The organism is Paramagnetospirillum magneticum AMB-1 (assembly GCF_000009985.1).
Classification (GTDB): domain Bacteria; phylum Pseudomonadota; class Alphaproteobacteria; order Rhodospirillales; family Magnetospirillaceae; genus Phaeospirillum; species Phaeospirillum magneticum.
On the sequence record NC_007626.1, the window covers coordinates 2,968,957 to 2,983,648 of the forward strand.

12 protein-coding genes and 3 tRNA genes are annotated in these 14,692 nt (G+C 64.0%); all 15 read right to left on the bottom strand.

The window, feature by feature from the left end; genetic code table 11:
* Positions 1 to 1,284, bottom strand: a complete 1,284-nt coding sequence (gene nuoF, locus AMB_RS13985; protein ID WP_011385160.1) for an NADH-quinone oxidoreductase subunit NuoF — start codon at positions 1,282 to 1,284, stop codon at positions 1 to 3.
* A complete protein-coding gene (nuoE, locus tag AMB_RS13990; RefSeq protein WP_011385161.1) occupies positions 1,284 to 1,892 on the bottom strand; it encodes an NADH-quinone oxidoreductase subunit NuoE in 609 nt (202 codons plus the stop codon). Before nuoE ends, nuoF begins: the two co-directional genes overlap by 1 nt.
* A complete protein-coding gene (locus AMB_RS13995; RefSeq protein ID WP_011385162.1) occupies positions 1,889 to 3,067 on the bottom strand; it encodes an NADH-quinone oxidoreductase subunit D in 1,179 nt (392 codons plus the stop codon). The genes nuoE and AMB_RS13995 overlap by 4 nt, the downstream gene beginning before the upstream one ends.
* Position 3,068: 1 nt before the next feature.
* On the bottom strand, positions 3,069 to 3,668 hold the full coding sequence (locus AMB_RS14000) for an NADH-quinone oxidoreductase subunit C (protein WP_011385163.1): 600 nt from the start codon (positions 3,666 to 3,668) through the stop codon (positions 3,069 to 3,071).
* Positions 3,669 to 3,690: 22 nt separating this feature from the next.
* Positions 3,691 to 4,257: a NuoB/complex I 20 kDa subunit family protein gene (locus AMB_RS14005; protein ID WP_043744587.1), complete on the bottom strand. Its 567-nt coding sequence runs from the start codon at positions 4,255 to 4,257 to the stop codon at positions 3,691 to 3,693.
* Positions 4,248 to 4,613: an NADH-quinone oxidoreductase subunit A gene (locus AMB_RS14010; protein ID WP_011385165.1), complete on the bottom strand. Its 366-nt coding sequence runs from the start codon at positions 4,611 to 4,613 to the stop codon at positions 4,248 to 4,250. Before AMB_RS14010 ends, AMB_RS14005 begins: the two co-directional genes overlap by 10 nt.
* A gap of 248 nt (positions 4,614 to 4,861) precedes the next feature.
* Positions 4,862 to 4,938 (bottom strand) — tRNA-Asp (locus tag AMB_RS14015).
* 130 nt (positions 4,939 to 5,068) lie between these two features.
* Entirely contained in the window at positions 5,069 to 7,141 is a 2,073-nt protein-coding gene (locus tag AMB_RS23465; protein ID WP_011385166.1) for a methyl-accepting chemotaxis protein, read from the bottom strand.
* 320 nt (positions 7,142 to 7,461) lie between these two features.
* Positions 7,462 to 7,537: transfer RNA gene (locus AMB_RS14025), tRNA-Val, on the bottom strand.
* Between the two features lie 104 nt (positions 7,538 to 7,641).
* A complete protein-coding gene (locus AMB_RS14030) occupies positions 7,642 to 7,914 on the bottom strand; it encodes an HU family DNA-binding protein (protein ID WP_043744588.1) in 273 nt (90 codons plus the stop codon).
* Between the two features lie 228 nt (positions 7,915 to 8,142).
* Positions 8,143 to 10,554: an endopeptidase La gene (gene lon, locus AMB_RS14035; RefSeq protein ID WP_011385168.1), complete on the bottom strand. Its 2,412-nt coding sequence runs from the start codon at positions 10,552 to 10,554 to the stop codon at positions 8,143 to 8,145.
* Positions 10,555 to 10,805: 251 nt separating this feature from the next.
* A complete protein-coding gene (gene clpX, locus AMB_RS14040; protein WP_011385169.1) occupies positions 10,806 to 12,071 on the bottom strand; it encodes an ATP-dependent Clp protease ATP-binding subunit ClpX in 1,266 nt (421 codons plus the stop codon).
* 158 nt (positions 12,072 to 12,229) lie between these two features.
* Positions 12,230 to 12,871 carry an ATP-dependent Clp endopeptidase proteolytic subunit ClpP gene (gene clpP, locus AMB_RS14045; RefSeq protein WP_043744590.1) on the bottom strand — a complete coding sequence of 214 codons (642 nt, stop codon included), beginning with the start codon at positions 12,869 to 12,871 and terminating at the stop codon, positions 12,230 to 12,232.
* Positions 12,872 to 12,977: 106 nt separating this feature from the next.
* Entirely contained in the window at positions 12,978 to 14,366 is a 1,389-nt protein-coding gene (tig, locus tag AMB_RS14050) for a trigger factor (protein ID WP_043744592.1), read from the bottom strand.
* An 87-nt stretch (positions 14,367 to 14,453) separates the two neighbouring features.
* Positions 14,454 to 14,538, bottom strand: a tRNA-Leu gene (locus AMB_RS14055).
* Positions 14,539 to 14,692 lie beyond the last annotated feature (154 nt).

The following is a 14,692-nucleotide window of genomic DNA, read 5'->3' on the forward strand; positions in this document are numbered from 1 at the left end:
TCAGGCCGCGTTGGTCTTGGCTTGGCGATCCAGGATCCGGCGTTCCATCTCGGGACGGAAGGCGCGGATCAGGCCCTGGATCGGCCAGGCGGCGGCGTCACCCAGGGCGCAGATGGTGTGGCCTTCGATCTGGCGGGAAATCTCTTCCAGCAGATCGATTTCCGACAACTCGGCGTCGCCGGTGACCATGCGGCCCATCATGCGGCTCATCCAGCCGGTGCCTTCGCGGCACGGCGTGCACTGGCCGCAGCTTTCATGCCAGTAGAAGCGCGACAGGCGATGGATGGCGCGCACCAGATCGGTGGACTTGTCCATCACCATCACGGCGGCCGTGCCCAGGCCCGAGCGCATGGCGCGCAGGGCGTCGAAGTCCATGGTGACTTCCTCGCACTGCTGCTTGGTCAGCATGGGAACGGAAGAGCCGCCGGGAATGATGGCCAGCAGGTTGTCCCAGCCGCCCCGCACACCGCCGGCATGCTTCTCGATAAGCTCCTTCAGCGGGATGCCCATCTCTTCTTCCACGTTGCACGGCGTGTTCACGTGGCCGGAGATGCAGAACACCTTGGTGCCGGTGTTGTTGGGCTTGCCCAGACCGGAGAACCAGGCGGCGCCGCGACGCAGGATGGTCGGCGCCACCGCGATGGATTCCACGTTGTTCACCGTGGTCGGGCAGCCGTAGAGGCCAACGCCGGCCGGGAACGGCGGCTTCAGGCGGGGCTGGCCCTTCTTGCCTTCCAGGCTTTCGATCAGCGCCGATTCCTCGCCGCAGATATAGGCGCCGGCGCCGCGATGGACGTAGACCTCGCAATCCCAGCCCGAACCGCAGGCGTTGGGGCCCAGCAGGCCGGCGGCGCGCGCCTCGTCGATGGCGATGTTGAGGTGCTCGGCCTCACGGACGAACTCGCCGCGAATGTAGATGTAGGCGGCATGCGCCCCGATGGCGAAGCTGGCGATCAGCGCGCCCTCGATCAGCTTGTGCGGATCGAAGCGCATCATTTCCCGGTCCTTGCAGGTGCCGGGCTCGCCTTCATCGGCGTTGATGACCAGATAATGGGGACGCGGCCCCTCGGTCTTGGGCATGAACGACCACTTGACGCCCGTCGGGAAACCGGCGCCGCCACGGCCGCGCAAACCGGAATTCTTCATCTCTTCGATGATCCAGTCGCGGCCCTTGGCCAGAATATCCTTGGTGCCGTTCCAGTCGCCACGGGCCATGGCGCCCTTCAGGCGCCAGTCATGGATGCCGTAGAGATTGGTGAAGATCCTATCGGAGTCGCGCAGCATCAGGCCTTCCCCCCCTCGAACTTCAACTCGGTCAGGCTGGTGGGGCCACCGGCCGGGCACGAGAACTGACGACCGTTCTGGGGACCGGGCTTCGGCGTCTCGCCGCGCTTGAAGGCCTCGAGCACCGCCTTGGTGGTCTCAGGCGTAAGGTCCTCGTAGTAATCGTCGTTGATCTGCATCATGGGCGCGTTGACGCAGGCGCCCAGGCATTCCACCTCGGACAGGGTGAACTTGCCGTCGGCGGTCATGTCGCCGAACTCGACGCCCAGCGCCGCCTTGGCGGCGGCCACCACGTCGTCGGAGCCGCGCAGCATGCACGGCAGATTGGTGCAGACCTGCACGTGGAAGGTGCCCACGGGCTTGCGGTTGTACATGGTGTAGAAGGTCGCCACCTCCTCCACCCGGATGGGAGCCATGTCGAGCATCTCGGCGATGACTTCCATGGCGGCGCGGCTGACCCAGCCTTCCTGGCGCTGGGCCAGATCGAGCAGCGGCATCACCGCGCTCTGCTGGCGGCCAACCGGGTACTTGGCGACGAAGGCCTTGGCCTTCTCCAGGTATTCGGGGGTGAAAGCGAAGCTTTCCGGTTCGTAGGAATGATTGCTCATCGGTCGATCTCGCCGAAAACGATGTCGATGGAGCCGATATTGGCCACCACGTCGGCCAGCATGTGTCCCTTGGACATCATGTCGAGCGCCTGCAGGTGAACATATCCCGGCGGACGGATCTTGCAGCGGTAGGGCTTGCCGGTGCCGTCGGAAACCAGATAGACGGCGAACTCGCCCTTGGGCGCCTCGATGGCCCCGTACACTTCGCCGGCCGGGACCTTGAAGCCCTCGGTGAACAGCTTGAAGTGATGGATCAGCGATTCCATGGAGGTCTTCATCTCGGACCGCTTGGGCGGCGTGATCTTGTTGTCCTCGACCCGGACCGGACCGCCAGGCATCTTGGCGATGCACTGCTTCATGATCTTGACCGATTCGCGCATTTCCAGCACGCGGACGAGATAACGGTCATAGCCGTCACCGTTCTTGCCCACCGGAATGTCGAATTCCATCTGGTCGTAGACGTCGTAGGGCTGAGATTTGCGCAGATCCCAGGCGATGCCGGAGGCGCGCAGGTTGGGGCCGGTGAAGCCCCAGTCCAGGGCCTGCTCCGGGCTGACCACGCCGATATCGACCACGCGCTGCTTGAAGATGCGGTTGTCGGTGGCCAGGGTCTCGATGTCGTCCAGAACCTTGGGGAAGGTCTCGCACCAGGCGGCGATGTCTTCCAGCAGACCGGCCGGCAGGTCGGCGGCGACGCCGCCCGGACGGTAGTAATTGGCGTGCAGACGGGCGCCGCAGACGCGCTCGTAGAATTCCATCAGCTTCTCGCGCTCTTCGAAGCCGTAGAGCAGCGGAGTCATGCCGCCCACGTCGAAGATGAACGCGGTGACGTTGAGCAGATGGTTCAGGATGCGGCCGATTTCATCGTAGAGCGTCCGGATGAATTTGGCGCGGATGGGAATGTCGATGCCCAGCAGCTTCTCCGTGGCCAGCACGAAGGCATGCTCCTGGTTCATGGTGCCCACATAGTCGAGGCGATCGAAATAGGGCGTCGCCTGCAGGTAGGTCTTGTGCTCGATCAGCTTCTCGGTGCCGCGATGCAGCAGGCCCACATGGGGGTCGGCGCGGTCGACGACCTCGCCCGACATCTCGAGGATCAGGCGCAGCACGCCGTGGGCCGCCGGATGCTGCGGCCCGAAGTTGATGGTGTAGCTCTGGATCTGGGATTCGGCCATGTCAGTTCGCCTTCTCATCGCCGGGCAGCATCCCCGGCCCTTCCCAGGGCGACAGGAAGTCAAAGCTGCGGAAATCCTGGGTCAGCTTCACCGGCTCGTAGACCACGCGCTTGGTCTCGTCGTCGTAGCGCATCTCCACATAGCCGGTCAGCGGGAAGTCCTTGCGCAGCGGGTGCCCCTCGAAACCGTAATCGGTGAGGATGCGGCGCAGGTCGGGATGGTCCGAGAACAGCACGCCGTACATGTCCCACACTTCACGCTCGAACCAGCCGGCCGAGCTGAACACGCCGGTGACGGAGGGAACGGCGGTCTCCTCGTCGGTGGCCACCTTCACGCGGACCCGCTGGTTATGCTTCATGGACAGCAGGTGGTAGACCACGTCGAAGCGCTGCTCGCGCCCGGGCCAGTCCACGCCGCACACATCCACCAGCTGCTTGAACAGACAGCCGGCGTCGTCCTTGAGGTAGGTCATCACCTTGACGATGGAGGCCGCCTTGACGGTGAGCGACAGCTCGCCGCAGCGGTTCACTTCGGTTCCCAGCACGTCCTGGGGCAGGGCTTGGGCGATGTACTCACCCAGATCCTTCAGCGCTTGCGTCATCTTCGAGAATCCCTCTTCGGCGCTATCGGAGGATGGAGCCGGTGCGGCGGATCTTCTTCTGCAGCTGCAGGATGCCGTACATCAGCGCTTCCGCCGAGGGCGGGCAGCCCGGCACATAGATGTCCACCGGCACGATGCGGTCGCAACCGCGCACCACCGAGTAGGAATAGTGATAATAGCCGCCGCCATTGGCGCACGAGCCCATGGAGATCACCCAGCGCGGCTCGGCCATCTGGTCGTAGACGCGGCGCAGCGCCGGAGCCATCTTGTTGGTCAGCGTGCCGGCGACGATCATCAGATCCGACTGGCGCGGGCTGGGACGGAAGACCACGCCGAAGCGGTCCATGTCATAGCGCGAACAGCCCGCGTGCATCATTTCCACGGCGCAGCAGGCCAGACCGAAGGTCATGGGCCACAACGAGCCGGTACGGGCCCAGTTGACCACCGCATCCACACTGGCCAGCACGAAGCCCTTGTCGGAAATCTCGGTGGTAACGGCCTTCAGCAGCGCGTCCTGGGCCGGGCCAGGAGGCAGCGCTGCCGCGTGGTCGGGCGACAGAATGCCGCCGGCAGACGGGTTCACTCCCATTCCAGGGCTCCCTTTCGCCATTCATAGATGAAGCCGATGGTCAGCACGCCCAAGAACACCATCATGGACCAGAAGCCGAACATGCCGATCTTGCCCAGGGCGACCGCCCAGGGGAACAGGAAGGCCACTTCCAGGTCGAAGATGATGAACAGGATGGCGACGAGGTAGAACCGGACCTCGAACTTGGAACGGGCGTCGCCAAAGGCGTCGAAGCCGCATTCATAGGCCGTGGCCTTTTCGGTGTCGGGTTTCTGGCGCGCCACGATCCACGATGCCCCGACGCAGATCGCCGAAATCACAATGGCGATGCCGAGGAAAATCAGGATCGGCAGATATTCGAGCAGCCAAGCTTCCATCGTCCCTGCCCTACCAAGAGGTGCCAATCAGGAGGAAGCCCCGGCGTTTCGTGCCGCCGCACGCCCGTCACCGGCCGGTGTCTGTTGCTCGGAAAAGCGAAAGAGAGCGACCTGGTGTGATCGGACGGAATTGCGACTTTGGCGAACGCGCCGAACGGGTATCCCCTCCTGCAACATACCAAAAGACTGCGGACAACCCCGCCCGCGACCGGCCCAGCCCCTCGCTCGGCGATCGATATCAGGCGGGATGGCGGGAGTGACGGGGCTCGAACCCGCGACCTCCGGCGTGACAGGCCGGCGCTCTAACCAACTGAGCTACACCCCCTCCGCAGCCACCCGCGTGGGTAGGCGTGGTTTAATCCACCCCCCAGGGCCTGTCAAGCAAACAAGCCGGCATTCGAATGCCATTTTGCACTTGCTAAACGGGCTGAATGCTGACTCCGCGCCGCCTCGTATCACGCCGATCGCCGGATCAACTCCACCATCTGATCAAATTCCTGGTGCAGGGCTGCGGTGTTCGCCGCCAGACGCTCGGCGGCGGCCTGAACCGATTCGGCGGCCCGATCCGTGGACGCCGCATTTTCCCGCACATGGGTGATGGTTCCCGCCACCGCGCCCACCCCGTCGGAGGCCTGCTGGATCGAACTGGCAATCTCGCTCGTCGCGGCATTCTGTTCCTCGACCGCCGAGGCGATGGAGGTCGCCATCTCGCTGATGCGCCCCACGGTGCTGTCGATTCCGGCGATGGAGTGAGATGCCGTGGCCGTGCCGCGCTGGATGGCGCCCACCTGCCCTTGAATCTGCTCCGTGGCCTTGCCAGTCTGATTGGCCAGCACCTTCACCTCGTTGGCCACCACGGCGAAACCCTTGCCCGCCTCGCCGGCGCGGGCCGCCTCGATGGTGGCATTGAGCGCCAGCAGATTGGTCTGCGCGGCAATATCATTGATCAGGGCCACGATCTCGCCGATGCGGCCCGCCGACTGGGTCAGTTCCTCCACGGCCTGGCGCGAGGCGCGAGCCTCATCCACCGCCTGCCTGGAAATCCCCGCCATGTCGGCCACCACCTGACTGATCTCGCCGATGGAGGAGAGCAGCTCCGAGGTCGCCGAAGCGATCCCCTGCACGTTGGTGGCAGCCCCATCGGCGGCCCGGGCCACTTCGCCGGACCCGCCCGAGGCATCGCCGGCCAGCCGACTGAGATCCCGAGCGTACTGGCGGAGCGATCCCATGCTGTCGTCGGAACTCTTCATCAGACCCGCGATGCGGTCGGCGAAAGTCCGGACGGCGACGTCCACCCCATGCCGGACCTCATCGCTGGCCAGACGCTCGCGAGTTCTGTCCTCGGCCACCGACCGGGCCGCCTTCGCGTTGCCCCGCAGCGTCTCCAGCGCTCTTCCGATTTCTCCGATCTCGTCGCCGCGGTCCCTCCAGGGAATGTCGATGTCCAGCTGGTCATTGGCGAGATGGGTGATGGTTCCCGCCGTGCCGATCAGCGGCGACACGACCCGCCGGTTGAACACGATGGTGGCGACGCAAAACAGAGCGACCACAACGGCGATGCCCACGGACAACAGGGCCAACGACACGGAAAGCCCAGCCAGACGCTGCTCTCCCAGCCGCAGGGCCGTGGCGATATAGGCGTCGCCCAACTGGCTGAAGGTGGCGAACTTCTCCACCGTCCGGGTGCGGTAGTCGTTGACGTCGAAGGGATAGGGCTGCTTTTGCCAATGGGCCTTTTCAAGCTCCCGGACCATGGATTCCACCGCGCCGAAGAAGGCCGTCTCCACATTTTTCAGCCCCTGGTCGATCTCGGGGCTGGAGAGGGCCAGCGTCTTGGATTTGGCCTGGACATCCTCCCAGGCCTCGGCCAACCGGCCATTCAGGCGGTAATGCCTCTCCAGATGGTCCGGCGTCATCTGCACGCCGGCCTGAATCACCGGCAGCAGCGGCGTATTTCTCTGGCCCGCGAGATTGCGCATGCGGCTCGCCGCATGAGCCAGCACCACATAGTCGGACAAGGGACCCGACTGTTTGTTCAGCTCGGGGATCAAACCCTGCGCCTCGTGCCGGATGGCGTCGCCGATGGAAATGTTCAGGGCGGAGTAGGCCTTGGCCACCTCGGCGTGGCCTTCCGGAGCGCCGGAGCCCAGTTGCCGTACCACCATCTCCCGCGACGCCTTGATGCGATCTTGCTGGGCGCGCAGCAGATCGTTCACGGCTGCCCCGCCTTTCGCCGCGGCCTGCGCCGCGGCGAAGGACGTGTCACTGTCGTCGGCCAACCCCTTCAGCCGCGCGGTAAGCTCGGGGCTAAGCGTCTGCTTGTTGATCAGGGAGACATTGTAGAGACCGCGCTCGAAATTGATCCGCTCGGCCAGACGCAACAGGGCGCCCTGGAGACCGACCCCTCGATAGGCGGCGGCCACCTGGGCGCGCTCCTGATACGCGCTCATCACCATGGTGATGGAGGCAACCAGAAAAACCGCGGCGACCAGCGCCACGAACAGCACGAACAGGCTTCTGACCTTCATATCCCCCCCTTTGACCCACCATGGCCAAACGGATATTCACCAATCAGGCGCACGGCATCGCTTCTAAATCCCATGAACAACGACGCTTCGGCACGCACCACCCCCGGGCATTGCCGAACTTTCGCAAGCAATTCTATTACTGATTGTCATGCTGGGCAAGTTGGCCCAACCGCGTCGCGGCCCCAACCGCGTGAGCCGGAGCTTTCCTTTAAATTCATCGATGAAGAAGAGAGGGCTGCAGACAAGGTCTCCAACCGACGGCGGGGCATCGGCTCCGCCGCACCGGGGTTGGAGACGCCGTGCGTCTGACTTTAAAGGCGTGGTGGGCGGTGACGGGTTCGAACCGCCGACATCCTGCGTGTAAAGCAGGCGCTCTACCAACTGAGCTAACCGCCCCCGAGGGGGGTTCTAGGACGCCGGAGCACTTTCGGCAAGCCCCCAAAACAAAACCGGCCACCTGAAGGCGGCCGGCACATCGTACTTTCAGCATGGAGACATCCTTACTGGATGCCGTCCTTCAGGCCCTTGCCGGCCTTGAACTTCGGCTGCTTGGACGCCGGAATGCTGATCTTTTCGCCGGTACGCGGGTTGCGGCCCTCGGACGCGGCGCGCGAGGCCACGGCAAAAGTACCGAAACCGACCAGACGAACCTCGTCGCCGCCCTTCAGCGCGGAGGTAATGGCTTCGAAAACACCATCAACGGCCTTAGCCGCATCGGCCTTGGACAGACCAGCGGCGCCAGCCACGGCCGTCACGAGATCGTTCTTGTTCACCTGAGGACCCCCTTCGTTATACCGACATTGATAGCCGGCCATACCGCCTATCGAATTAGACAGGGGGCAGTCTAATTCAGGCTGTCGGACAGCGTCAATGCGCAATCGGCAAGAAATGGCGGAATTGCTGGCATCCACGCCACACGACACCCCGCACCCACCCCAAACAGAACCGGCGGCTCCCATCGAGAACCGCCGGTTTCCGCCAGGGAATTACCCTTATCGGTATCAGTGCGTCACCAAACCACCGGCTACGGGCTCGCCGTCCTTGGCAGGCTTGGCTTCGGCCACATCGGCGGGCTCCTCCCACTCGATGGCCACCGGCATGCGCACCAGCGCCCGCTGCAGCACTTCGTCAGCGGTGGAGACCGGGATGATGTCCAGCCCCTTCTTGACGTTGTCGGGGATCTCGGCCAGATCCTTCTCGTTCTCCTTGGGGATGAGAACGGTCTTGATGCCGCCGCGCAGAGCGGCCAGCAGCTTTTCCTTCAGGCCGCCGATGGGCAGCACCCGGCCGCGCAGGGTGATCTCGCCGGTCATGGCGACGTCCTTGCGCACAGGAATGCCGGTCAGCACCGAGACGATGGTGGTGCACATGGCAACACCGGCCGAAGGACCATCCTTGGGGGTGGCGCCCTCGGGAACGTGGACATGGATGTCGCGCTTCTCGAACACCGTCGGCTTGATGCCCAGGCTGACCGAGCGCGACCGCACATAGGAGCGGGCCGCCTGCACGGATTCCTGCATCACGTCACCCAGCTTGCCGGTGTGGCTGAAGGTGCCCTTGCCCGGCATGCTGACCGCCTCGATGGTCAGCAGTTCGCCGCCCACCTCGGTCCAGGCCAGACCGGTGACCACGCCGACCATGTCCTGCTCCTCCACCTCGCCAAAGCGATAGCGGTGGATGCCGGCGTACTTTTCCAGGTTGCGCGGCGTGACGGCGACCTTGGTCTTGGAGGTCGAGACGATCTCCTTGACCGCCTTGCGGGCCAGGTTGGCCAGTTCGCGCTCCATGTTGCGCACGCCCGCCTCGCGGGTGTAGTAGCGCACGATGTGGCGCAGGGCCTCGTCGCTGATGGACCACTCGCCCTTCCTCAGACCCGCCGCCTTGATCACCTTGGGCAGCAGGTGGCGCTTGGAGATTTCCACCTTCTCGTCCTCGGTGTAGCCGGACAGGCGGATGATCTCCATGCGGTCCAGCAGGGGCTGGGGCATGCGCATGGTGTTGGCGGTGGTGACGAACATCACGTCGGAGAGGTCATAATCCACCTCCAGGTAATGGTCGTTGAAGGTGGCGTTCTGCTCGGGGTCCAGCACTTCCAGCAGGGCCGAGGCCGGATCGCCGCGCCAGTCGGCGCCCAGCTTGTCGATCTCGTCGAGCAGGAACAGCGGGTTAGAGCTCTTGGCCTTCTTCATGCCCTGCACGATCTTGCCGGGCATGGAGCCGATATAGGTGCGGCGGTGGCCGCGCACTTCCGACTCGTCGCGGACGCCGCCCAGGCTCATGCGCACGAAATTGCGGCCGGTGGCCTTGGCGATGGACTTGCCGAGCGAGGTCTTGCCCACGCCGGGCGGGCCGACCAGGCACAGGATGGGGCCGCGCACCTTGTCGGTGCGAATCTGCACGGCGAGATATTCAAGGATGCGTTCCTTGACCTTCTCCAGGCCGTAATGGTCGGAATTCAGCACCGACTGGGCCAGCTTGACGTCCTTCTTGACCTTGGTGCGCTTCTTCCACGGAATGGTCAGCAGCCAGTCCAGGTAGTTGCGCACCACGGTGGCCTCGGCCGACATGGGGCTCATGGACTTGAGCTTCTTCAGCTCGGCCAGGGCCTTCTCACGCGCCTCGACGGTCAGCTTGGTCTTGGCGATGCGCTCTTCCAGCTCGGCGGTCTCGTCCTTGCCGTCGTCGCCCTCGCCCAGCTCCTTCTGAATGGCCTTCAGCTGCTCGTTCAGATAGTACTCGCGCTGGGTCTTTTCCATCTGCCGCTTGACGCGGTTGCGGATCTTCTTTTCCACCTGCAGGACGCCGATCTCGCCCTCCATGTAGGAATAGACCCGCTCCAGACGCTCGGACACCACCTCGACCTCGAGCAATTCCTGCTTCTCGGCGATCTTGAGGGCCAGATGGGAGGCGACGGTGTCGGCCAGCTTGGCCGAATCCTCGATCTGATTGACCGAGACCAGGACCTCGGGGGGAATCTTCTTGTTGAGCTTGATGTACTGCTCGAACTGGCTGACCACCGAACGCGACAGCGCTTCCAGCTCCTGCTGGTCGCCTTCGCGCTCGTCCACCACCTCGGCGGTGGCCTGGAAGAAGGCCTCGTTCTCGGTGAAGCCGGTGATGCGGGCGCGCTTGCCGCCTTCGACCAGCACCTTGACGGTGCCGTCGGGCAGCTTCAGCAACTGCAGCACGGTCGACACGGTGCCGACCGAATAGATGTCATCGGTGGTGGGATCGTCCTGGGCGGCGTTTTTCTGGGCGACCAGCAGGATCTGCTTGTCTTCCCGCATCACGTCTTCCAGGGCGCGCACCGACTTTTCCCGGCCGACGAACAGCGGGACGATCATGTGGGGGAAGACGACGATGTCCCTGAGCGGAAGAACGGGAAAAACGTCGCCAGAAGGAAGATCAACCATGCTGCCTCATTCACGCCGGCGGGACGCCCCACCGGGTCGGCCCGTCTTTGTACTGTAACCCTAACAGGCTCTAGCTGGGGCGGACTCCGCCCCTCGTCAAGCCATGTCCGACGATTCTAGTGTCTTAACGGGGGGGACCGCAATGCAGATTTTGCCCCCCACGCCATGCGAACTACTAGGAATTGTAGGAAAAGCGAAAGGCGGACCCCGTTTCCGAAGCCCGCCCCGCCTTGTCCAAGTGTCCGCGGACCTTAAGCGCTGGACCCCACGTCCTCGCGGCGCTCGGCGTAGATATAGAGCGGCTTGGCGCGGCCCTCGACCACTTCCTTATTGATCACCACCTCGTCCACGGCGTCGAGGCCGGGCAGGTCGAACATGGTGTCGAGCAGGATGGTCTCCATGATGGAGCGCAGGCCGCGCGCGCCGGTCTTGCGGGCGATGGCCTTCTCGGCGATAGCCTTCAGCGCGTCGTCGGAGAAGGCCAGACGGGTGTCCTCCATCTCGAACAGGCGCTGATACTGCTTCACCAGGGCGTTCTTGGGCTTGGACAGGATGTCGATCAGGGCATCCACGTCCAGATCCTCCAGCGTCGCCAGCACCGGCAGGCGGCCGACGAATTCGGGGATCAGGCCGAACTTCAGCAGGTCCTCGGGCTCGACCTCGCGCAGGATTTCACCCGTGCGGCGCTCGTCCGGGCCGCGCACATCGGCGCCAAAGCCGATGGAGGTGCCCCGGCCGCGAGAGCCGATGATCTTTTCCAGCCCGGCGAAGGCGCCGCCGCAGATGAACAGGATGTTGGTGGTATCCACCTGCAGGAATTCCTGCTGGGGATGCTTGCGTCCGCCCTGGGGCGGCACCGAGGCGACGGTGCCTTCCATGATCTTCAGCAGGGCCTGCTGCACACCCTCGCCCGACACGTCGCGGGTGATGGACGGGTTGTCGGACTTGCGGCTGATCTTGTCCACTTCGTCGATGTAGACGATGCCGCGCTGGGCACGTTCCACGTTGTATTCGGCAGCCTGCAGCAGCTTGAGGATGATGTTCTCCACATCCTCGCCCACATAGCCGGCCTCGGTCAGCGTGGTGGCGTCGGCCATGGTGAACGGCACGTCCAGGATGCGGGCCAGGGTCTGGGCCAGCAGGGTCTTGCCGCAGCCGGTGGGGCCGATCAGCAGGATGTTGGACTTGGCCAGTTCCACTTCGTTGTTCTTGCCGCCGTGTTGCAGGCGCTTGTAGTGGTTGTGGACGGCGACCGACAGCACCTTCTTGGCATGGCTCTGGCCGATGACATAGTCATCGAGCACCTGGCAGATGTCCTTGGGGGTCGGCACGCCATCGCGCGAACGCACCAGATGCGTCTTGTGCTCTTCGCGGATGATGTCCATGCACAGCTCGACGCATTCATCGCAAATGAACACGGTCGGCCCGGCGATGAGCTTCCTCACCTCGTGCTGGCTCTTTCCGCAGAACGAGCAGTACAGAGTGTTCTTGGAATCGCCGCTAGTGGACTTGGTCATCGAAACTCCATTGGATCAGGGGGCCGCACCGCACCCGCGAAATCATGTTAGACACAGCCCGCCACGCCAGACAACGACAATTCTGTCATGACCGCACAAGGAAACGGCCGGGCAAGTCCCCTTGGGGGGACCGGCCCGGCCGCGGAAACCGATCAGGCTCAGGAGGCGGAATCGTCCTCGACGGCGGGACGCTTGTTCACAACCTCGTCGATCAGGCCGAATTCCTTGGCTTCATCGGCGGTCATGAACTTGTCGCGCTCCATCACCTTTTCGATCACATCCAGCGGCTGGCCGGTGTGCTCCACGTAGATATTGTTGAGCCGGGCGCGCAGCGCAAGGATCTCGCGGGCCTGGATTTCGATATCCGTGGCCTGCCCCTGGGCCCCGCCCGAGGGCTGGTGCACCATGATGCGGGAATTGGGCAGCGAAAAGCGCTTGCCCTTCTCGCCGGCGGTCATCAGCAGCGAGCCCATGGACGCCGCCTGGCCGATGCACACGGTGGAGACCTTGGGGCGGATGTACTGCATGGTGTCGTAGATGGCCAGACCCGAGGTCACCACGCCGCCCGGCGAATTGATGTAGAAGGCGATGTCCTTGCTGGGATTCTCGGATTCCAGGAACAACAGCTGGGCGCAGATCAGGCTGGCGACTTCGTCATAGACCTGTCCGGTGAGGAAGATGATCCGCTCCTTCAGCAGGCGCGAATAGATGTCGTAGGACCGCTCGCCCCGGTTGGTCTGCTCGACCACCATGGGAACCAGGGTGTTCATGTAGAGGTCGATCGGGTCTCTTTCGCGCATGTTCCGTCCTTTGGCAATGGCAACGGCGGGGGCGGACGCCGAAGATGTTGACCGCCCGCGACATTCATATGGTGAATGTCGCGGGCTTTGCACATGAAACCGGGACCTATTCGGCCGCCTTCTTCTTGGCGGCGGCCTTCTTCTTCGGCTTGGCCGGGGCGGCCTCGCCGTCGGCGGAAGCCTCGTCGGGGTCCTTGCGCAGGTCCTCGACCGACACTTCCTTGTCGGTGATCTTGGCCAGCTCCAGGATGAAATCGACCACCTTCTCCTCGTAGAGGGGAGCACGCAGCGATTCCAGGGCTTCCTGGTTCTTCTGGTAGTACTGCAGCACCAGATGTTCCTGGCCGGGGTAACGGCGGGCTTCCATCATGATGCCGCGGTTCAGGTCTTCCTGGGTCACGTTGATCTCGTTGACCCGGCCCACATCGGCCAGCAGCAGGCCCAGGCGCACGCGGCGCTCGGCCAGGGCGCGATAGTCGGCCTTCAGCTCGTCCTCGGACTTGGCGGCGTCGGCGGGGTCCTGGCGGCCGGCTTCCTTGTCGGCCTCCACCTGCTTCCAGATGGCCTCGAACTCGCCTTCCAGCATGCTGGGGGGAACCGGGAAGTCATGACCGTCCGAAAGCGCATCCAGCAGGGCGCGCTTGAGCTTCATGCGCGACACGCCGTCCAGCTCGCGCGAGATTTCGTCGCGGATGGCGGTCTTGAGCGCGTCCAGATTCTCGAGGCCGACCGACTTGGCCAGTTCGTCGTCCACGGCGGCGGCCTTGGGGGCGCGCACTTCCTTGACCTTGACCTCGAACAGGGCGGGCTTGCCGGCCAGGGTCTCATTGCCGTAACCCTCGGGGAAGGTCACGTTCACTTCCACGTCGGACTCGGCCTTCTTGCCGACCAGTTGGTCTTCGAAGCCGGGGATGAAGGTGTTGGAGCCCAGCTTCAGCGAGTAGCCCTCGGCGGTGCCGCCGGGGAAGGCCACGCCGTCAACCTTGCCCACGAAGTCGATGACGACCACGTCGCCGGACTTGGAGGCGCGCTTGACCGGCTCGGAGGTCTCGTTGCGCTCGGCGATCTTGGCCAGGGCGTCGTCCACCTCGGCATCCGGCACCACGGCCTTATCGCGCACCAGGTTGATGGTGCCGAAATCCATGGTCTTGATCTCGGGCAGCACTTCCACCGCCACGGTGAACTCCAGGTCCGAGTTTTCCTCGTACTTGGTGATCTCGATCTTGGGCTGCATGGCCGGACGCAGGCCGCCATCGGTGATGGCCTTGCCGGCGCCGTCGTTGACGGCGTTTTCCAGAATCTCGCCCATCACCGCGCCGCCGTACTTCTTGCGCACGATGGTCATGGGCACCTTGCCGGGGCGGAAGCCGGGCATGGCCACGGTGCGGGCGATCTCCGCCAGCTTGTCCTGCATCCGGGTTTCCAGCTGCTGGGCGGGAACGACGACCTTGAATTCGCGCTTCAGGCCTTCGGCATTGATCTCGGTTACCTGCATCAGTCTATCGCCAATCGAATCGAGTGAGTTGAAATCACGGCTCCCGCCGGTCGGCATACGCCAGACTCCAGGGCCGGCGGTGATGGCTGGTGCGGGCGAAGGGACTTGAACCCCCATGGCTTGCGCCGCTGGAACCTAAATCCAGTGTGTCTACCAATTCCACCACGCCCGCATGGACCGTGCACGCCGGCGAACCCACGCGCGCAAAGCTGCGCACCCTGGGGCCGCCCCGTCGGGAGGGTCCTGTCTATAGCATGTTCGTTTCCAGGGAAACAGGGAAAAGCCGCATGCGGGCACGCCACGCCCCGCCGCCCCGAGATTTCCGG